The 20,682-nt window shown below is 31.3% G+C and carries 14 protein-coding genes and 5 pseudogenes; 4 read left to right on the forward strand and 15 right to left on the reverse strand.

Annotated features, from left to right (window positions below; all coding sequences use genetic code 11):
* Together ACQVV1_RS26120 and ansA are read right to left on the reverse strand one after the other, a co-directional pair.
* Window positions 1-216, reverse strand: a pseudogene (locus ACQVV1_RS26120) (hypothetical protein); the annotation flags it as partial.
* Window positions 217-266: 50 nt separating this feature from the next.
* Window positions 267-1,274 (reverse strand): asparaginase, encoded by a 1,008-nt coding sequence (gene ansA / locus ACQVV1_RS26125; protein WP_431169715.1) that lies wholly within the window; start codon window positions 1,272-1,274, stop codon window positions 267-269.
* A gap of 182 nt (window positions 1,275-1,456) precedes the next feature.
* Here ansA and ansR point away from each other — a divergent pair, with 182 nt between their 5' ends.
* The 3 genes and pseudogenes from ansR to ACQVV1_RS26140 form a co-directional block, all read left to right on the forward strand.
* Window positions 1,457-1,834, forward strand: coding sequence for an HTH-type transcriptional regulator AnsR (ansR, locus tag ACQVV1_RS26130; protein ID WP_242253096.1), 378 nt, complete (start codon window positions 1,457-1,459; stop codon window positions 1,832-1,834).
* 186 nt (window positions 1,835-2,020) lie between these two features.
* A pseudogene (locus ACQVV1_RS26135) lies at window positions 2,021-2,258 on the forward strand (nitroreductase family protein); the annotation flags it as partial.
* A 45-nt stretch (window positions 2,259-2,303) separates the two neighbouring features.
* Window positions 2,304-2,408 (forward strand): annotated as a pseudogene (locus tag ACQVV1_RS26140) (DUF1304 family protein); the annotation flags it as partial.
* A gap of 173 nt (window positions 2,409-2,581) precedes the next feature.
* Here the strand turns inward: ACQVV1_RS26140 and ACQVV1_RS26145 are convergent.
* The 11 genes and pseudogenes from ACQVV1_RS26145 to ACQVV1_RS26195 all read right to left on the reverse strand — a co-directional run.
* Window positions 2,582-2,758 (reverse strand): annotated as a pseudogene (locus ACQVV1_RS26145) (nucleotide excision repair endonuclease); the annotation flags it as partial.
* 208 nt (window positions 2,759-2,966) lie between these two features.
* The gene (locus tag ACQVV1_RS26150) at window positions 2,967-4,046 is read right to left on the reverse strand and encodes a Ger(x)C family spore germination protein (RefSeq protein WP_242253095.1); all 1,080 of its coding nucleotides are present in this window, start codon (window positions 4,044-4,046) and stop codon (window positions 2,967-2,969) included.
* A gap of 2 nt (window positions 4,047-4,048) precedes the next feature.
* Entirely contained in the window at window positions 4,049-5,131 is a 1,083-nt protein-coding gene (locus tag ACQVV1_RS26155; protein WP_242252678.1) for a GerAB/ArcD/ProY family transporter, read from the reverse strand.
* Window positions 5,132-5,151: 20 nt separating this feature from the next.
* A complete protein-coding gene (locus ACQVV1_RS26160) occupies window positions 5,152-6,651 on the reverse strand; it encodes a spore germination protein (protein WP_242252676.1) in 1,500 nt (499 codons plus the stop codon).
* Between the two features lie 511 nt (window positions 6,652-7,162).
* A complete protein-coding gene (locus ACQVV1_RS26165) occupies window positions 7,163-9,568 on the reverse strand; it encodes a PAS domain S-box protein (RefSeq protein ID WP_309259038.1) in 2,406 nt (801 codons plus the stop codon).
* Between the two features lie 433 nt (window positions 9,569-10,001).
* A pseudogene (locus ACQVV1_RS26170) lies at window positions 10,002-10,229 on the reverse strand (hypothetical protein); the annotation flags it as partial.
* A 21-nt stretch (window positions 10,230-10,250) separates the two neighbouring features.
* The gene (hblB, locus tag ACQVV1_RS26175; RefSeq protein WP_431169716.1) at window positions 10,251-11,651 is read right to left on the reverse strand and encodes a hemolysin BL regulatory component HblB; all 1,401 of its coding nucleotides are present in this window, start codon (window positions 11,649-11,651) and stop codon (window positions 10,251-10,253) included.
* Window positions 11,652-12,024: 373 nt separating this feature from the next.
* A complete protein-coding gene (gene hblA, locus ACQVV1_RS26180) occupies window positions 12,025-13,152 on the reverse strand; it encodes a hemolysin BL binding component B (protein WP_000591969.1) in 1,128 nt (375 codons plus the stop codon).
* A gap of 36 nt (window positions 13,153-13,188) precedes the next feature.
* The gene (gene hblD, locus ACQVV1_RS26185) at window positions 13,189-14,409 is read right to left on the reverse strand and encodes a hemolytic enterotoxin HBL lytic component L1 (RefSeq protein WP_071736086.1); all 1,221 of its coding nucleotides are present in this window, start codon (window positions 14,407-14,409) and stop codon (window positions 13,189-13,191) included.
* A 61-nt stretch (window positions 14,410-14,470) separates the two neighbouring features.
* Window positions 14,471-15,790 carry a hemolytic enterotoxin HBL lytic component L2 gene (hblC, locus tag ACQVV1_RS26190; RefSeq protein ID WP_431169717.1) on the reverse strand — a complete coding sequence of 440 codons (1,320 nt, stop codon included), beginning with the start codon at window positions 15,788-15,790 and terminating at the stop codon, window positions 14,471-14,473.
* A 1,178-nt stretch (window positions 15,791-16,968) separates the two neighbouring features.
* Window positions 16,969-18,198: a helix-turn-helix domain-containing protein gene (locus tag ACQVV1_RS26195; RefSeq protein WP_242252668.1), complete on the reverse strand. Its 1,230-nt coding sequence runs from the start codon at window positions 18,196-18,198 to the stop codon at window positions 16,969-16,971.
* Between the two features lie 438 nt (window positions 18,199-18,636).
* Here ACQVV1_RS26195 and ACQVV1_RS26200 point away from each other — a divergent pair, with 438 nt between their 5' ends.
* A complete protein-coding gene (locus tag ACQVV1_RS26200) occupies window positions 18,637-18,756 on the forward strand; it encodes a peptidase (RefSeq protein WP_163254307.1) in 120 nt (39 codons plus the stop codon).
* Window positions 18,757-19,539: 783 nt separating this feature from the next.
* Here ACQVV1_RS26200 and ACQVV1_RS26205 read toward each other — a convergent pair.
* Window positions 19,540-19,758 carry an alpha/beta-type small acid-soluble spore protein gene (locus tag ACQVV1_RS26205; protein ID WP_286676874.1) on the reverse strand — a complete coding sequence of 73 codons (219 nt, stop codon included), beginning with the start codon at window positions 19,756-19,758 and terminating at the stop codon, window positions 19,540-19,542.
* Window positions 19,759-19,926: 168 nt separating this feature from the next.
* A complete protein-coding gene (locus tag ACQVV1_RS26210; protein WP_242252666.1) occupies window positions 19,927-20,568 on the reverse strand; it encodes a nucleotide excision repair endonuclease in 642 nt (213 codons plus the stop codon).
* Between the last annotated feature and the right edge of the window lie 114 nt (window positions 20,569-20,682).

The raw sequence follows: 20,682 nt of genomic DNA on the forward strand, positions 1-20,682 counted from the left end.
GTTCAATTCTAATCTTCCTACATCTGTATTAGCAAGCGCTGCAGCTTTTTTTACAACTGCGAACGCTCTAATTAAACTTTCATGAATTTTGTACCCTGTAATCGGGAAATTTTCAACAGCGCGTAAAGTTTGAATTCCGTAATATGCCTCAATAGGTAATTCCTTTCCTCCCAAAAAATCCCTCTCCACTCGCACGTTCTTGTTTGTCATTGCCATTTTAATTTCTCCCCCATATTAAATGTAAAACCTAAATAAATCATATGAAGTCATTCCCAATCCTTATCAGATTTTATTGTTAAATCGTAGGCTAAAGGCTCTTCAATAATTTTTTTAATCTCTTCTAATTTATTAGTTTTCCCAAGCGTCCACATCAATTTTGCTATGATGGCTTCCGTATTCATATCTCCAGATAATATTACTTGATGTTGCGCCACTTTCCGTCCTACTTCATAGAGAAGTATGTCTTCTCCTTCTTCCAGGCATTGAGTAGTAATCACTACAGCAATCCCCATTTCAGTCAACTCTTGAATTTTCGAAAGCAAGTTCCTTCCTTCAAAAGGTAATCCACCGTTACCAAAACTTTCAATAATAACCCCTTTATACAAACCTTTTAAACAATCAAATATCTCTGGCTTTGTACCTGGATACAATTTCATAAGAAAAACATCCGTACATAAATTAGTATTTATTGAAAGTTCATTATGGGAGGACGTTGGCTTCCAATGATATTTCACTTCATCTTCATTTACCTCAGCAACATATGGATAATTCACACTTTCAAATGCATCATAACTTTTTGTTCGCATTTTAACTGCTCTCGTCCCAATAATCACCCTACCATCAAAAACAATAAACACACCGCCAACATCCTCACAGGCAAATCTAAGAGCATCAGCTACATTTTTCTTTGCGTCTGTCTTTTTAAAACTAATAGGTACTTGTGAGCCTGTTAAAACAACTGGTTTTCTTAAACCTTGAAGCATATAAGATAACGCAGAAGATGTATAAGCTAACGTATCCGTTCCATGTGTAATCACAAACCCGTCATAGTCATCATAGTGATTAAAAACAGCATTAGCTATTTCTTTCCAGTGCTCAGGTTGCATATTGGTACTATCAATATTCATTAAGATTTTACAATCTATTTCTAAGTTTCGAGATGACTTCGAAAAATAATTCAATAATTCCTCAGCAGATAATCCTGGAACAAGCCCTTCATTCCCCTCCACAGATGCAATTGTCCCACCAGTTGCCAGTAATAAAATTCTCTTCATACACAACCCCTCCATAAAATAAACAACGATATATCGTTCGCGAAATGCGCACTTATACTTATCATTATAGAACTTAATTTGAATTAATCAAGATTTTGTATTCAATACGCATACTTTTTCTATTCTTGATTCTTTTTCTATGTTATAATTAATTTAATAAAATTAGATGGGATATGAGACGAATGTTGGAACGTTTATCTGAATTAAGAAAAAATCAAAGATGGTCCTTACAAGAGACAGCAGATCGACTTGGGATTGCGAAAAGCACCTATGCTGGTTATGAAAATGGTTATAGATTACCTTCATTACAATCTTTATCTAAAATAGCAGATTTATTTGATACGTCTGTAGATTATATATTAGGTCGAATTGAACATTCACATCAAAACAAAGATGTAATTGATATTACAAGACTCCTAAACAATCCAGATCCAACACTTTTAATAGATGGAGAAGTACTTTCAACAGAAGAGATAATTGATTTTATTGCTTTTGTGAGAAGTAAACGAGAACTAAGTTCCAAAAGAATAGAAAATATTGAACCAACATTTGAAAGTTGATTCAATAAAGAACGAAGACACTGCACTCTTTAAACTTAGACAATTAATTTGTAAACGGTTTATATAGGATTAACTTGGGAAATATTATTAATCCGAATTCATTTTATCAACTTTATATTCATAAATTACATTTTATTATTTTATATACAAAAAAATATCCTTCCTAAAAACTTCCATACCAAGGAAAATCGCGGAACTACAATGATTGATCTAGTACTTCTCTCCATGCAGTTCATGCTGGCAGCACGTGCACATGTATAATCCAAATCCACTCAGAGGGAATCACAAGGAAAATAGCAATGCATTCTTTGGTTTGGAAAAAGAGCGCTATGTGTCAGTTATACTTCTACCTATTGATATAGTAGCCGACGAAGGATATGCTTCATATCTTCTCCCTGTTGATAGAATTGCAAAATGGAAATAGTATAAAACTTATATTAAGGACTAAAGGAGGCAGAATAGTATGGAAATAATCGCAGCTATTTTCGGAGGTTTCACGTCCAATAAATCAATTATCGTAAAACAAGGACTTCCTGCTATTTTAGCATTGCTTGCCCTTTTATCTGTCATATAGAACCAAAGCTTTTCAATAAAGGAACTCATTTTTGAAAAATACGCTATTCTTTCTGTAGATTTATAAGAAAGGATGGCGTTTTTGTATGTCTATTTCTGTATCGAAAGAATTTGAAAGTATAACAGATTTCAAACAAGAATTATGTCATAAAACATAGTTTTTTAGCCCACTCATTTTACTAATTTATTCTTTAACTCCTCCCTTTTTTCTTTAGCTTCATCAATTTCTAATAACATGGATTTTTTATTTGTCTGCTTAATGAATTGAGTATATAACTCTGGGAATTCTTTTTGAACTTCTTTATTTAATACTGTTTTATATTTAATCATATAAATAACTTGTAACAAGGTGTAAGTGTAACCTTTAGTATTGGTGTAGATTATGAAATTATGCTTCATGGAATGCTAATATGGTTACTGTAAGTGATAAAGCTACAGGTATAAAAACTATTAACAAAGCATCTTAATGTTTATGAAATTCTTTGCTAATAGTTTCTCTTCTCCCTAATCTCCTGCGAGACTATATTTTTTTATTGAAATTTTCTATATCTTATTTGATTTATTCTGTAACACCAGATTGGGTTACTTTTACATCAGCCGTTACACGAAAACGTAAATGTTTATAGGATTCTTCCCATTCTTGACTGTTCCATTTTCTTACGTGAGTTCTACCAAGCTTTCTAAGTCCTATAGGATCTGTGCCTTTTTTAATAAATCTCTTTATCAATGTAGTTGCTTTTTTTTCTATTTCTGTTTCCATAATTCTTTCTAATTTTTTTATTTCTTTAGGGTTATCTAGATTTTTTGTTTTTGTAAATTCTTGAATTTCAGCTTTAACTTGAATATGAGCATTTACGAATGGATGCTTACTATTCCCCGCCATCTTATATTTTGTTCTAGCTTTTATATTCTCTATCGTGGCGTAAGTATTTGAAGAACCAGGTAGTTTGAAGTGGTATGTACCTTGTTTAAAATTATCTGTCAACAATTTAAATACAAATAAATCTTTAGGGTTCACTTTATCAACCATTTTACATCTTTTAAAAAGTGCTATTCCATCTAACTCCAACACGTTACCTTTTTTAGATATCATCGGTAAATATGAATCTCTCGCATCATCATTAAGTTGGTTTAAAAACATAAAAAAATTTGTTTTTGGCTGCGTTCCGTTGTCCATATTTTGCTCCAGTAAAGAGGATAGATAGGAAGCAATTTCTTTTTCTTTAGAATAGTTCCCCTTTAATAGTGATTCCCCTTTTACATTTGTAATTGCTAAATAAATTGCATTTCCTACACTAGGATTTCGGTTCAAAGTCTCTAAAATTTCCTGCATTCCCTTTTCAATTATTTTTTTATTAAATATAATAACACGCAATTGTCCCAACTCTAGAGGTCCAGAAGATTTTTCGGATGCTCTTGCAAGAACTTCTCTACCAGTCTGTCCTGATGCTGAATAGATTTTCGTTTCACCTTCCCCGCCTCCTTTATAAGCTGAAATCGCAAAGGTTCCTTTTAGCTTGCCTTCTGCTTCAGTATCATATGCCGCAACTTGAACTAAGTCAATGTCATCCACAATTTTCGTTTTAGCACAACCTATTAAGAAGACACTTACTATAAGGAAAAGTATCCATCGCTTCATGTTTATCTCCTTAACTTTATTTTGGCGGTTTGGATTAGCCATAGTACGGGTAGGTATACATATATATATATAAAGCCAATTTGACCTGTCCAAGTATTTAATAAGTTAATTTTATTACGGTTATTCAAGAAAAATGATAAAACAAAGATGAATACGATGATAACTGGCAAAACATATTTTTGCTTTATTCCCAGTGCCTCTTTTATACCACGACTTACTCCCCATAATGTAAAGGAAACATTGGGTAATATAAAAAAAGCCCAAACAGAAACAATAATGTATTCAAATCGCTCTATAAAGGGAAATTGTATAATTTTAATCATGCTTAAATATGCCCATATCGCGCTCGCTAGTTGTTTTTCACTAAAAAACGCAAGAGTTAAAATCATAAGGTATGTGTAGACAATAGTCGTTACTAAATTTGCATAGTGCGCATATTTCTGAGACGTTCTTGCCTTTTTAATAAATGGGTAGTACAACAATAACATTTCAAATCCAAAAAAACTAAACATATTTCCTTTCATTCCTTTCATAATTTCTAGGAATGAATGCTGTGCGATTGGAAATAAATTCTGAAAATCTGCATACTGCAAAGGATAAAAAAATGTGAAGATTAGAATGCTGGGGATAACGATTCCAAAGAAGCCGATTCCAGCAACTACACGAAATCCTCCAGTAACAATGTAATAACATAAGCCTAAAAAAGCCCCAGCTATAACCCAAGATGAAATGGAAGGAAACATCCAAACATGTACTACTTCGATATAAGTATGTAGTGTTGTTGCACCTAACAATACAATATAGGATAAAAAAATGAAGTTGAACAATCCACCAATCCATTTTCCAAGTACGTCTTGATTGATTGCAATGATGTCTCCATTACCCTGATTTAAAATCTGATATATGATCCAAATCATAAGATTAACAGATATTCCAAAAAGTAGCGTACTAATCCACGCATCATTTCCAACTAATTTTGCACTAATCCTTTCAAAACCAAGCATACCAACCCCCATCTGTATAGTAATAATTAAAAAAAATACCATATATGGAGAGACTTGATACTCAATTGGGACCTGTTTCATAATGCTCCTCCCTGTTAATTTCAATCATCAAAATCATTTCGTGATTTGATTTTATTTTTCTCTACCTCTTCTGGATTAAAACGAAAACGCTGTTTAGATCTTGAAAAAATTGGGCGTCGGAACATCGCTGAGATTGGCAAACGGATAATGCTGTCTTTCCAATCTGTAGGGCGTGTAGGATAAAAAGGAAACAAATAAGGACGTCTTAATGATTCTGTACGTAATAAACGTGCTAAAAGCAAAGAGCTTGTTAAAACAATTCCTAATAAGCCCAACAGGTGTGCAGATATTATAAAAGGAAAACGAATTACTCGAATTGTATTACCAATTCGATATATTGGTGCTGTAAATGAACTAAGAGCTGAAAGTGCAACAATGATAATAAGTACATTACTTGTAAGACTTGCCTCTACCGATGCCTGTCCAATTACAATACCACCTACGATACCGACAGTTAGACCCACTTTAGTTGGTAAACGTGCCCCCGCTTCTCTCAGTAATTCAATCGTTATTTCTAAAAAAAGTGCTTCGATGACTGGAGGAAAAGGCACTCTACTTCTCGATATGATTAACGTTTCAAGAAGTTCTTTCGGAATTAGCTCGTAATGATATGTTAAGATTGCAACATATAATGGAGTAGTTAAGACAGAAAAAATAAAAGCAAAAAGCCTTAGCAGTCGAAAAAAGGAGGAAATAATCCAAGGCATGGTGTAATCTTCTGTCGTAGAAAAAAAGTCAATTAATGTTGTTGGAAGAGTGATAGCATAAGGCGATCCATCTACAAAAAGTGCAATTTTCCCTTCTGCTAATACAGCTGCCACACGGTCAGGACGTTCTGTATTCAAAAATTGAGGGAATATAGAATTCGGGTTGTCTGCAATTAACTGAATTAAATAAGTACTATCCAAAACATGGTCTGTTTTTATTTGACTTACCCGTTTTATAATTTCTTGTAGATTTTGATCATTTACAATTCCCTCAATAAATACAATTGCAACAGTTGTGTTAGAGAGAGAGCCTACTTTCAATTCCTTCATTTGTAAATAAGGTGTTGGAAGCTTTCTACGTACTAAATTTAAATTTACATCTAAATCTTCGACAAATGCGATTTGCGGACCAACAATATTGTATTCAATTTCAGCTTTTGTAATATCCCTTTTTTCTTTCTTTGACACATTTACTAACAAACAATTTAATGTATCTGTATCGAACTGAATAAGTATATAGCCATTTAAAATACTATCCTGAATATCTTCCATTTGATTTGTTATTTTTGAATTCTCAAAGGGTAAGACAGACTGAATATCTTGTAACGAATCGAAGCTCTTCTCTTTTATATAAGTCAAAACCTCTTCATGAAATATATTTACATCGATTAATGTTCTAAAATATGAAATGACTATAGAGGAATTATTAGAAGCAATTTCCAACGTTATAAAATCTTTAGATTTTTTTAGTAATTTCATTAAATCCTGCAAAGATTCTATAGAGTAAACAGATATTCTTTCATGTGGTTTCAATTGATAATACCCTTCCTTTCAGAAAGAAACTATATATAGTTTTCAGGAAATTGCTATTTTTAAAATTAGGGATGGTGATATGTAAATATATTTATTGAATTAATAATAACGCCTTTGAAAATAACTTAACCAAGATTAGTTAAAAAATGTATTAAAAGTAAAAATAAGAAATGTTTTCAAGCATAATTACGATATTAAAAACACCCTTTCTTTTGGTTCTAAAGAAAGGATGTTTTTATAACAGGCTTTTTCGAAGGTTTTAATTTAATCCTAATTATATTTTTTATAAATCCTAAAAGTGCATTCCTTATTTTGGTATAATATGTAGAAATTGTTTTTTAGAACGGTAGATACCTACATAAGCTAAGTTAAAGTGTCGATTAAGTCCCTCCATGCTTAATAAAATCCCTGTTATGATTTCTAACTGACTACACCAGTTGAGTAAGAGCCGTAGTAGAGAATAGCATTACATTCTGTATGGTTTCTTAAAAAATTTCAGTAAAAGAATATATTAATTTTGAAGTGTACAAATAGGGAGAGTGACTTCAACTATAGTCCCCTTATTCACTTCACTCTCAATAAATACCTTTCCCTGATGTGTTTCAATAATTTTATAACAGATCATTAACCCTAAGCCAATCCCCTCTTCTTTAATACTATAAAAAGGTTCTCCGAGGTATGGTATACGTTCTTTTGGAATCCCACACCCTTGATCGATAAAACGAATGCTTAATTGATTATTATCAAGTATATTTAATTGAATCAGAATTTCCCCTCCCATCGGCATAGATTCAATGGCATTTTTTAATATATTAACAAATACTTGTTTTAATTGATTTCCTTCACATGAAATCAATGGAATACCAGGGTTACGATCGATTCTAATTTTTATATTATTCATAATTGCTTGAGGTTGTAGTAGCATTAAAACTTGATCCATTAGCACACTAATATCATTAGGTTTTATTTTTAGCACCTGTGGTTTGGCTACCACCATAAATTCAGTTGTAATACTCTCTATACGCTCAATCTCTGATGATACTATATTAATATAACCCTGATTATTCTCATTTTCCGTTGATTTTAGTAATTGCATGAACCCTTTCATTACAGTTAATGGATTATTAATCTCATGAGCCATTACAGTCGCTAATTGTCCTACAACAGCAAGTTTTTCAGATTTTCGTAATAATTCTTCTGTTTTTAGCCGTTCAGTAATATCACGAGAAATACTTAGGAAAACTTTTTTACCATTTAAGTTAAAAACACGAACACTAAACTCAGTTGTTATTACTTTTCCTGTTGGAAAAACATATTCATCTTGCAAAGTGAAGGAAGTTTGTCCCTTTTTAATTTTTTCTAATAACCTTACGATCATTTGAGAATCTTGTGGTACTATATTTGAAAATGATAATGAGAGCAACTCTTCTCTACTATATCCAAATCTTCTACACCCAACAGGATTTACCTCAATAAATCGACTTGGAGCATTATCTTCATTCAGCTCTACTACATATACCGCATCAGTCGCTTGTTCGATTAGTGCACGGTACTTCATTTCACTATCTCTTAATTGCTGGTGTAATCGATGCCGTTCTCTTTCTGCTTGTTTTCTTTCAGAGATGTCTCTACATATTGCTGATAAAGCTATCACATTTCCTCTTACATCTAGTATAGGAGAAACTGTCAGACTGACATCGAGAAGACTCCCATCGCTCCGTTGTCTAACAGTTTCTAATCTAGTAACCACAGATTCACCTGTTAGAATTTTCTGAATATTATTAAGCGATTCTTCCATTAAAAAATCTGGTACACAAGGTAATCTCTTACCTATGATTTCTTGTGATGACCACCCAAATATCTTTTCATAAGCTTTATTCGCTTGTAAAATATGCCCTTCTCGATCAGAAATGGTAATAGCATCTAGATTGTGCTTTATAAATGATTCTAATAATTCTTTGGTAGCGCTTAATTCTGATTCTACCTTTTTCCTTTCGGTTATATCAACTGTAGAACCAACAACTTCAATAACTTGTCCATTTCGTTTAATCGGCCTAAGCGCAATAAGAATAATAGTTTTATCATTTGGCCAAGGTAATTCAAATATAATTTCTTTTCCTTCCCATGCCTGAAGATAGTACTTCATCAATTGTGGAACTAAATGTGGAGGAATAATAGAAGCATCAATAGTACGTAAGCTTTTTCCTACCACCTGTTCAGAATAAAATCCGTTTTGATGATAAAACTGTCCATCACATAAAGTGTGTATAAAGTGCTTACCCACTTTTTTAAATTTAAAAATTCCTCCTTGAAGCTCATGTACGGTATCTGTAAGTTCTTGCTTCGATTTTTTTAATTCTCGATTCATTTTAGATAAGTCCTGTGTTAAATAATACAATCTCTGGTAGGCTTCCATAAGAAATAGCCCAATTAAAAGTCCTAACGCTATATATAATAAGCCTCCTGTGTAAAGTAATGTAGTATTAAATAATACGCCAACTAACCACTTTATTCCAATAAAAACAGAAAAATAGAAAGATGCACTTTTAAAAGGATGTAGTTTTTTAAAATAAGTTTTAAAAGTAGAAAATAGAATCCCCATACCTAAATAAGCAATCACAGGAGGTTCCCAATACCCTCCAATGTAAAAGACACGCATTAAAATTATGCTAATTAACGTAATCCAACCAGCAATACGACCAAAGTAAATAAAAGATAGAATAAGAGGAACAACTCGAAGATCGTAGGAAAATCCCATGTATGGAAAAGAAAAGAACATTAACGTAACTGCAATAATCCCTCCATAGAGCTTTTCGAAATATCGACTAGAATTAATTGTAAACACTTGAATAAATATTGCTGCGCTAACTAATAAAGAAAAAATAGAAAGATTGATGAAATAATCTTTAATAATCATGTAATGTCCCTCCTTGCATTAAGTGTATTCGACAAAAAAGCTAAAAATCCTACAAATAGTATAAACAGTTCAAATGCATAAAATTTAAACTAGGATAAAATCTAGAAAAGTAAATAAGGAGCACAGCAGATAAGATATTTTAGTGAAAAATAGTTTAAAAAAGATATTAGCAACCGTTGACTACTATTATCTTTTTTCTTTAAGTTATCGTAATATGTCTGAAACTCTAAAGGGACGTGGTATATCATTTCATCGAACGATCATTATGCGCTGAGTTCATGAATATAGAAATTTCATCTGTAATTTTTGAAAAATAACACAAAAAAACAAAACTATCTTTAAAAATGGAAAAAGCCTATATAAATGTCAACTAATCTATGTACAAAAAAGTTCACTTAATTTTGTATAAAATTACTCCACTTAGGAAGCTAAGTAGTTCTTCAAGGTTGATAAGAACACCTGTAGATGCTTCAGGATAACTACATAATTGTATGAGTAATGTACTTGAAATCTTTCGATAAAACCATACACATAATACAACTAACTCCTTAGTTCAATATTTACTTTTTCGTTGAACAAATTCTTTTGCTTGAGCAAAGTATTCTAGGATATAAGGAGATTTTTCAATTAACTTGGTGTCTAGTTTATTGTCCAGCTCCAATTACTTTGTTACTTTTCAGATTCAGTTCATTATATTTTGTACTTTGTCTTTATACACAACATATTCTTTGCCATCCACTACTGCTACTACCGCAAATTCATCATTTGGATTGAATGAAAGCCAATCAGCCCACATGTTAGTATTAGCCCCTCCACTCCACATATTATGAACAGTGTTTTTAGTTAAATTCATAAGTTTATAAGACGCATTTGGCGCATTTGTTCCAGTCTTTATTTCAAATGTGTAGGCGTTATGAATTTTTTTATAAAAGTAGAAAACGTTTGCTGGACGAAGCTGATTCAAAAAATCCTGTTCTTTTTTCTCTGCAATTTTTATCCCTTCTTGCAAAGTGACAACATCTGTTTTTAATGTTTTCCAACTGTTTTTCGCTGCATTCAAGCTAGGGGTTAAGAATTTATATTTATTTTGATCAGCTTTTTGATCAGCTTTATCAATATGTCCCAGTACACCCGAATATTGAGAATCTAAATCCTCCCATTGCGTAGACATATAAGTAAGAGCAGTGATAGCATTATCAAGCATACTATGCATATCACTAATATTATGAAATGCAACTCCAACTACACGATTCAATGTTATTTTATAATCTACAGTCTGACGCAATTTTGCTAATTCAGGTTCTAGCCAACCTAACTTACCTCTTGCATCACCTATCATTATGCCACCAGCAATCAAGGTTGGAATAAAGGGGATTTTCACCATGTCTAATCCCTTAGATTCTATGTCTTTTTGATATTTTACTTGTCCTAAAAGGTCCTCTAGACGCTTTTGATCAGCCTCCACATCAGCACCTTGGTTTTTTAAAATCGATTGCAATGTCTCTTTATGACTTCCAAATGTTCTAACATCTTCTCCAATAGCATTTTTTAATTGAATTAATTCTTCTATTAATGCTTTTGCAGACTTTTGATTTTGTTGAATTCCTCTTTGTAAATCTGTAATCCCTTTTTTTAAAGTATCTCCATTTCCAGTATTGATCGCCTCTACTAATGTTTCATAATGATTTTCAAATTTTGTATCGTATTCTATAATGCCTGTCAATGTATCAAAAAGATGTTTTTTTACTTGTGTATTCCATGTAACAGCATGTGCTCTTGCATTCTTTTGATCTTGTACAATTTTACTAGGTAAATCTGCATTTCCATTAATAGTTATTCCTTCAAAACTCACATCTGGATTATGAATTAGTAAATAAGAATATTCATTCATAGCTTTTGCAAATAAACCAGCATCTTGCAAAGCTTTTTTCATCTGTTCTTCATTTGCTGAAAGAGATATATTTTCATTGTTCGTTTGTTCAATTTCAATTGCAAAAGTTTCTAGTGGTATGACTGCATAAGTAGTTGTTATAGTTAAAAACGCTGATACAGCGAATAGTTTATTAGGGATTTTTTTCATCATTTCGTATTCCTCCTCTATAGGGTATGGTTTAAAGTTCTAATCTTATTAAAAAGCGATGTCTTTCAAAATGAGTTCTACATCTTTTATCAGTATCGTTTGAACTTTCTTTAGCAGCCTTCAAATCATTAAGTATTAAAGAAAATTTATATAATCTGCTTCAAATTAATCGATTCTGTTGCAAATTTTAAAAAAAAATAAACTACAAGGTTATTTTTTATTCGAATCATACTTATATATAATTGAAAGGCGAAGTCTTTAATGAGACTCCGCCTTTCTGTTATATAAGGATTTATTAATTATAACTTTTCTGTTTAACAGTGTAATCATAGACTTTCTATGTTTTAGTTCACCTTACAACAGAATTAATATTTCCCTATTTTTGTGGAGTAACAGTTTCCACTTTTAATTCCTTTATTCCTTCTTTTAATGTAACAGCATCTGTTCGTAATGTTTTCCAACTGTCTTTCGCTGCATTTAAATTAGGTTTTAAGAATTTAAATTTATTTTGATCGGCTTTTTGAGCTGCATTCTCAATATGCCCTAGAACACCCGAATATTGAGAATCTAAATCATGCCACTGCGTGGACATATAAGTAAGAGCGTTAATAGCATCATCAAGCGCCTTGTGCATTTCATTAATATTACTGTAAGCAACTCCAACTACACGATTTAAGGTTACTTTATAATCCACGGTCTGACGTAATTCTGCTAATAAAGGCTCTAACTTACCTAAATTATCTCTTGCTACTCCCACTATGATACCGCCAATTATTGGTAGACCCAAAATAGCACCCTTCATTACATTAAACCCATCAGATTCTAATTGTTTATAATAGTTTACTGATCCTAATACTTCTTCTAGACGCTTTTGATCGGCATCAACATCTGCACCTTGATTTTTTAAAATTGACTGCAAGAGCTCTTTATTACTTCCAAATGCTCTAACATCGTGTCCAATAGAGTCTCTTAATTTAGTTAATTCTTCTATTAGTTGTTGTGCATACTTTTGATTTTGTTGAATTTCACCTCGCAAATCTGTAATCCCTTCTTTTAAAGTTTCTCCATCCCCTGTATTAATCGCCTCAATCATTGTTTCATAATAATTGTCAAATGTTGTATCGTATTCAACAATACCATTCAATGTATCTAAAAGCTGTTTTTTTACTTTCGTATCCCAAGTAACAGCATGTGCCCTTGCATTCTTTTGATCTTGCACGATTCTACCAGGTAAATCTACATATCCATTAATGGTAATTCCCTCAAAATTCACATCAGGATTCTTAATTAACATATAAGAATAGGCATTCATAGATTTTGCAAATAATCCAGCCTTTTGCAAGGTCTCTTTCATTCTCGCTTCATTTGCAGAAAGAGCCGTATCTCCATTGTTCGTTTGTTCAATTTCACTTGCAAAAGTTGTTACTGGTGAAACTACATTAGCGGTTGTAATAGTTAATAACGTCGATACAGCTAGTAATTTGTAAGGGATTTTTTTTATCATTTCATTTTCCTCCAATTTAGGTTTTAAATTTCAGTTCTACTCCTGTTTAAAAGCAATATCTTTTGAAATGAATTCTGCATCTTTATGAATATCATTCCAACTTTCTTTAGCAGCTTTTAAATCATCTGGTATTAAAGAGAATTTGTGGTCTTGCATAGAATCGATATTATCCAGTAAATCTGTATAATTTGCGCCCATTGTATTCCATTGCTTTTGAATATTTGTTAGAGACAATATCGCTTGATCTACAGTCTGATATAAATATGCCAATGTTTCTTTCGCGTTAGTAAGCGAAAGAACTGCTTGATTAGCACGATCTGCTTTCATACTTAATTCTCCGATTTTGTTAGAAATTTCGTTATAGGAGTCCATATGCTTAGATGCTGTAACACCAGCCGCAGTTCCTAGACCGATACCAGCTGCTCCAAGAGCTGAAAGTCCACCAACAACAGCTGGTGTTGCTGTGCCGCCAGTTACAACAATAACTACCGCTCCTCCAATAGCTGCAATAACTAAAATAGCTGCTCCCAACCCACCACCAATTGACCAAGCTAATACATCATCAAAATGTTTTTTCTGAGTAGAACGAAGTTGCTCAATTTCAGCTTGAAGTTGTGGAATCGTTGCCTGTTGACCTGCTAATATTGCAGTTAATCCACCTTTCCCATCTGGACCACCAACATTATTTTTAAAATCTGTAGAATTTTGATATAGTTTCCCTTTGAAGTCTTGTAGCATCTTAATCACATCTGTAACTTCTTTTGAATTTGTATTGATTGTAGTAATTAAATCATTTATGCCCTCTTTTAGACCTGCCTTATCTTTCTTTTGTACCGTTTCTACTAATGTGTCGTAATAATTTTGAAATTGTTCATCGTAATTTACAATATTACGAGCAGTTTTTTGAATCTGTGGCTTCGCTGTATCTAACCAGTAATTCGCATTGATTCGTGACAGCTCTTGATTAAGGTGAATATTTTTGAGCAACTCTCCCCCCTCTGAGCCTAAATCGATATTAGATAAATTTACATTTGGTTGCTTAATCATTGTTTTTGCGTATAAATCCATTACTAGAATATGAGACCCTGTTTCAGCCAATGCTTTCTTCAGTCCTTCGGGGCCTAATGCATAATTGCCTACTTTTTGTTCTTGAGCGGTCGTTTCTTGTGCAAATGCATGAATACTGTTACCGGTAGTAGCAGTTATAACAGTTGCTAATGTAGCTAAAGTTAGTACTTTGAATGGAAATTTTTTCATGACTATTCTCCTTCTTTCGCTAAATGCTTATAATCTTTATGAATTCCCAAAAAACGCAATATTAAAATTTATATACTTGTTCTTCAAGGTAACTTATTACATTTTTTAATTGTCTTAATGTATCTTTTTGAGACTGCTCGTTAGTTGTATCAACATTAGTAGATAATTTTGTAATGCTATTTTTTATTAGATTTAAATCTTCTTTATAGCGCTTTAGTAGATCCAGTTCTACATCTACTTGATTTGCAAACGTATGCAAATCATTTTGTGTAAGAAGAAGCATTGATTTTTGTAAATCAGCTATTGATAATTTCGTTGTTAAATCATATATTTTTTGATTTTGTTTCTCTAAATCATCTAAATATGCTCGCTGTTCTGCTGTTAATTTATTTACTTCAGCAAAAACGCCAAATGTTTTCTTAATCTTTTCGGTATCAATGACCTTCATCAGGTCATACTCTTGTGTTTTTGCTGCGGCTGCGGCTGCTATTTCACCTTGTTTGCTTTTCTCAATTGCTTCACGAGCTGCTTTTTTTGCTGATTCAATCTCTAGAGCAGTTTTACCTTGCTCTGTTGCTTCTTGCACTGCTTTTTTCTCAGCTTCTAGAATAGAGTTGTTAATTTCTTTTCCTTTGTTATACGCTGCCACCCCTGCTTGAGCAGCTGGTTCAATAATTTCTTTTGAAAGACTATAAACTTCTTTGAATATAGCAAATCCCTGTTCATTTAAAGCCCCTGGTATTAATGCAATTTGCTGTAAATCATTTTGAATTGATTTTTTGGTATTTAATATTTCATTTTTTAACTGATCTATTTTTCCTGTTCCATCTGTACTTAATATGCCTTGCGCAGTTGCCACATCAGTGTCAAAATCTTTTAATTTTTTATCAAGCTGTAATTTAAGATCTGTTAATTCATTGATTTGCCGTTGCGTATTTTCTTGATTCGTCATAGCTATTTCTTGAAGTACTTCAAGTCTATCCGAAAACCCTTCTCTATCTTCTTTATTGTCTACAAACGATTTTAATGTCGGGTAATAGCTATTAAATTTTGTTACAAATCCTTTACTTTTTGAATTTAATAGAATTAACTGTGGATAGAGTTCCGATGACCATTCCTTCATATCTTGTTTGATTAGGAATTGATTTGTATTTAAAGCTGTGACTTCCTCTAACTGTACATTAGGACTCATTAAAGATTGATCAATATACGTTTGAATTAATTTAGATTGCGCACCTAATTTTCGTAATGAAGAGGAAATATCCATGCCTTCCTGTTGAGTTTCCGCTTGAACGATTGGTGTTGCGAGAGTATTGATAGGAATATTTCCTCCAGTTACAATGGATGTGACTAATAATCCTGTAATTATTTTAGTTTTCATTCCGTACACTCCTTTACCATTGTTTTTATAACTTAATTCATATAACTTGTACGATCTCTCTCTTTGTAAACTGGTTAGGAAGGAGAAATCTTTCAGATAGGGTAATATCGTTAGTTTTCACTTCTAATAGGATGTAAGGATTTTATTTATCTCTCATTCGATACTCTATTTTTCAAATATAAATAACAAAAATTTACTAAATATATTTGAATCAAGCACCCTATGAATAGTAAATTATTAATTCTTCCCTAGAATTGCGGTTTAACTTACAGAACCGCGAGAATTAATACACCAATGCTTACAGTTAATCTTGTCGTAACATTGTTTAATTTTAATTTCATAATATATCTCTTAGTTTTGTCCGCAAACTCCTTATTAGACTACAAAAGGTGAAATTATGCTGTACATCGCTTATACTTTTATTGCGGAATAACTTCACTTTTGTTATGCAGAAACTTAGAACACGTTTATTACAAATTTGATTCTTGACCTTTTGTTAATAAATTGACTATTTAGAAAATTATTAACGACATAATGTTAATTACAACTTCACTATAATTCCTATTAGCGTAACCTTCTCCTTTCTGTCTGGTCATACCAGTTATGTTGTTCATTAAAACATTAAATTTTTAATGCGTAAATAGAAAAATTTTGTCGATTAAGCTCGATAATTTACTGTTAAATAAAAATATGCCCTGAAAAAAATTATATAAATATAGTTATTCGTAAATTTCATTTCTGTAATTGCAATGATTACAAATTAATGTGTATACGGTTAAAAATAACTATTTTATCTCAACCAAGAAATTTTATTTTAGAAAAAATACTTATAGAATAATATTATAGGTCTTTTTATACTTTTTTACCTTTATTTAGTTATGTATAATTGCATAAAATGTAGATATATTTAGTAATATATGTTATATTTTTGATTTTTTCACAAAACATCCTAATATCATTATTATTAAATATTTAATATGAAGATATTAATCTATAAACTTATCTTCGTTATAAACGTAGGTTCTAAATTACAAAAAAGCTGCAAAGCCTCCTTGAAACACTTTGCAGCCTTCTATCTTTTTGTTTCCTTTAGCAAAATAATGGTTAGTGAATTTTTATTTTTTAGGATACTTATACCCATGTTTAAGTCTTTACATTGGAGACAGCAGATAACAAGCTTATATTATTGTATATTTTTCACGGTACTGCCTAGGAGTCATGCTAGTGTTTTTTTTGAAAACTCTTATAAAATAACTTTGGTCATTAAAGTTAAGCCAAGCACAGATATCTGATAACGAATAAGTAGTGAGTGTTAATAATTTTTTTGCTTCTTCCACTCGTTCCCTTTGAATATATTCGCTTAAAGTGATTCCCATTTCTTTCTTAAATAGTTTAGACAGATAAGTAGGCGTAATTTCTAAATGATTAGCAAGTTCATTCAGAGATATTCCATCGTAAACATTTTTATTAATATGTTTTATACATGTAGTAACCGCGTAAGAATACTTTTTTGCATTGTATTCTTTCACACGATCTGCAAAGGTACGTAAAGCGTCCCCTGACAAACGCTTTACAGATTCTACACTATCTAATTGTTCTAGGGTTTGTATATATAAAATACTATGAGCAAAAGCAATATCTGGTGGCAGATTTCCTTCTATTGCATATCGAGTGGCTAAGGTAATCGCAATAATTCCAAGGTTTTTTTGATTCCTGAGCGGATCCTCTATTAGCATAAGTTCAACATCTTCTTGCGAAACCGCATACATATACTGTACTAACTTTTTTTTATTTCCTTCTTTGATAGTCGAAAAGAAATCATTTACTAATGCCATATTGTGCGTTTTAGGTTTGTTTTGTCGGCGTTTTAAAATATATAAATCAGGTTTCACAATTTTATTAGGAATTTCCTCTAGTACTTTATTTTTTTCCAAGACAATATCTACATCTAACTTTTCATTGAAAATCATGTAATGTAATAAAATTCCCATATCAATTAATGTAGTTTTTTTAATCTCAGATAAACACTGATAATAGGCAAGTCTTTCTTGAATGTTATCATTTGATTTAAATTCTTTCTGAAATTTTATGATCATATCATCTGAATCTTTTGGATGTATAGTAGGACCGATTATAATAGTCCCTTTAATATCATCATGATTTTCTATATGAATTAGAACAAAATTTTCAAGATAGTTGTTACTTCGGAAAAGTGGCAAGTTAAAGGGATCGTTTTCTTGATAAATATCACTAAGATGTTCTTCTTTTGAAGAATAAAAAGGACTACAAACATTATCAGATGTAGAATGATATAAAATTTTTCTGTCTGCAGATAAAATATGTACAGGGGCATTAAATGCTTTATGTGCAAGATCACACAAGTGTTGTATATCGATGGAAGTATTCATTACATTCTCCTTTATAGATCCATAAAATATATTCTGTTAGATATAATTCACGACAAATAATACTATAAAATATCAAATTAGTACAATTCACAACAAAATATTACTATATCTTTTTTATAAAAATCATATATTATTTAATTGTAGTTAGCATCTAAATATCAGAGTAGATAAGTAAATGAAATACACTAAGTTCTTTTCTTAATTCTACAAGATATAATTATTGAACTTGAGAAAACAGTGAAGTACTACAAAATACAGTGGTAGTCAATGCGAGGACCAAGCTGGAAAAAGATTTAAAATGCAGCGAAAGTTACAGGAGATACTGTACCACCGCAAGAAACAACAGTCAAAGTTCCAATTCAATTACTTATACAAATTGAATTCCAAAAATAAATACTGCTAATTTAAATGTGAAACTGAAAAACCACTTCGTTCCAAATTTTAAAAAAAGATAATAACGAAGTCATAAAATTGGAAACAGCTGAAAGTGATAAGGCTATTTTTGAAGCACTATACTTTGAAAAATACAAGGTGGAGGAATTTCAAGTACTCAATTAAACATTTAATTGAGAGAAAGGTCTTTTCATCAACAAAGAATAAGAATAAAAAAACGAATGGAATATTCAAAAAATCGGCTATATAGTGGCAACTAGTTTTATCTAATTGGCACTATATTACTGGTCGCAACATTAGTTTTAATTTCCACAAAAGAGGAAAAAATATATATACTTTACAAATACTAAGAATAGCAAACTAGATAGTTTTATTACCGCATCACATAAAGTGAAACTTTAATCAGTGGGGGTTTTCTTCATCCCCCACTGATTATTAGCCCACACCAATCAGGCTTTTACGGACAGTTGATCCCCCACCTAACTTCTTTGCTTCCGCTGAATTTTGAGGTGGGGGTCTTACTGCCCACAAATAGCGGGATAAACTTATTATTAATTTCCAAATACAATAGTTGTTAATCAACAAAAAAACTTCAATAATTAAGGTGCACAGTAAATTGACCTCAAAACAATACTTACTACAATATCAGGTTTTACTTATTCTATAAAAAAAGAAATATCTCTTAATAATCATTACCTTATATCGATTTAGACATAAATATTTTATTATATTGGCTTAAGTATTATGGAATTAAAATTGTAAATAACAACAAAACTCTTTTAAGAGCTCATACATCGTTTGTATTGAATTAATCCTCTTTCGATACCTATTCCATTAACACGACTACAAAAGGTTATTAAAAAGGAATCTGAGGTGTTTTTTCAATTTCAAAATTTATTTTTTTGTAAATTAAAGGAAAAATAATCCGTATATATACGGATTATTTTCTTAGTGTAATCTGTATTGACCTGTTAACTGTTTTTCAGCCATTCGAACTAAGCGTTTTGTAATCTCTCCACCGATCGAACCATTTGCAGATGATGATGTATCAGGTCCCAGTGTGACTCCTAGTTCAAGAGCAATTTCATACTTCATTTGCTCAATAATACTTGTAGTAGCAGAAATAAGAATTTCATTTGTATTACTTTCGTATCTTTGAATATTTATAATTGCACTTCCACTATATTTATGCATGAGTAACCTAATTTCTTCTAGTATTTTTATGAGAACCCTTTCCCTCCCCATATTCCACCAATTAAATTTGAAATACAAATGTACATTGCATTTCAATATAACAATAAAAGCTACAAAAGCAACGAATTTACTACTTTAAAGTTAAGTGTTTAACCTTGACGTACTTAAATTCTTTTTTCCAGATAAAGCATACATTATATCTTGATGCTTTATTGTCCTCTTATAATTATGTGGTATCGGGAATTTGTTTCGGTGTTCTTTCATTATAATTAAAGTTTGAAGTTCTATGCTCAATACTTTTGCGAGAACATGATAGTTATACCCATTGTTTAACAGAGAAATTATGTCATAAAACATAGTTTTTCCACCCACTAATTTTACTAATCTATTCTTTAACTCATCCCTTTTTTCTTTAGCTTGATCAATTTCTAACAACATGGATTTTTTATTTGTTTGCTTAATGTATTGAGTATATAACTCTGGAAATTCTTTTTGAACTTCTTTGTTTAATACTGGTTTATATTTAATCATATAAGTAACTTGTAACAATGAGCGTTTTAATAAACTATCTTCAATGAGATACGCTACTTTATTAAATAAATGTACATATTCCTTAATATTGGAATAACTATTAAAATGAGCTAATACTCTACTTTTTATACTAAAAGCCTTGCCTACATAAATAATATTGTCATTATAATCTTTAATGAAATAAATACCACTGTCATCTTTTTCTAATTCATTATCCAGTTCTTCTAGACTCATAAAATGTAATTCACTCATACTTTCCTCTCCTTATTAGTTTTAAATCATGAAAAACAGGCAAGGTTTCTAAAAAAGGCACTCTGCTGTCCTAGAATTTTTCATTTTATTTCTTACTAAATGTCAAAAAACTGT

The sequence above is a fragment of the Bacillus basilensis genome (assembly GCF_050630465.1).
Lineage (GTDB): Bacteria > Bacillota > Bacilli > Bacillales > Bacillaceae_G > Bacillus_A > Bacillus_A basilensis.